General features: G+C 65.4%; 1 protein-coding gene. It reads right to left on the reverse strand.

The window, feature by feature from the left end:
* Positions 1 to 3: 3 nt before the first annotated feature.
* The coding region (locus J4F42_11250) for a hypothetical protein (GenBank protein ID MCE2486080.1) at positions 4 to 685 on the reverse strand (682 nt) is incomplete at its 5' end.

Genomic DNA, 685 nt, shown 5'->3' on the forward strand with positions numbered 1-685 from the left:
ATCCTAGCGTCGATCAAACTGGCCTTCCAGCTGTCTGACTGACATGCGGACCATAGTCGGCCGACCGTGCGGGCAGGTAAACGGCGAGCGGCAGGCCAGCAGGGATTTCAGCAGCGCCTGCATCGACTCGGGCGTCAGGGTCTGGCCGGCCTTGACCGACTTGACCTTGCAGGCGACCCGGGCGGCCAAATCTTCCTGCCGGGCGGCCACCGCGTCCTCGGACCGGCCGTCGGCCCGGGTCTGGGCGAGTTCGGCAATCAGCTCTGGGGTATCGGCCGGACGAAAATAGGGCGGAGCAGCCTGGACCTGATACGTGTGACCGCCAAACGGCCGGATATCAAACCCCAGCCGGGTCAAATAGTCGTGCAGCTCGTCCAGGGCGGTTCTGGCCGAGGCGTCAAGCTCAAAGGTGACCGGCAGGAGCAGGGCCTGCGACTCGCCCCGGCCGTCACGCAAGGCGGCCAGGACCTGCTCATACATCACCCGCTCGTGCGCCGCGTGCTGGTCTACCAGCCACAGTTCGGCTTCGACCTCGGCCAGGATGAACAGCTCGTGACTCTGGCCGATCACCCGAAAAGCCGGATCCTGGGGACGAAGAGAAAACGTGTCAACCGGTTCATGGGGTGTGGAGGACACGTTTTCTCTTCGCGGCAAGAGGGCGGGTTGGGCGGGCTCGGCGACCACG

This window comes from Desulfurellaceae bacterium, assembly GCA_021296095.1.
Classification (GTDB): Bacteria; Desulfobacterota; Binatia; order Bin18; family Bin18; genus JAAXHF01.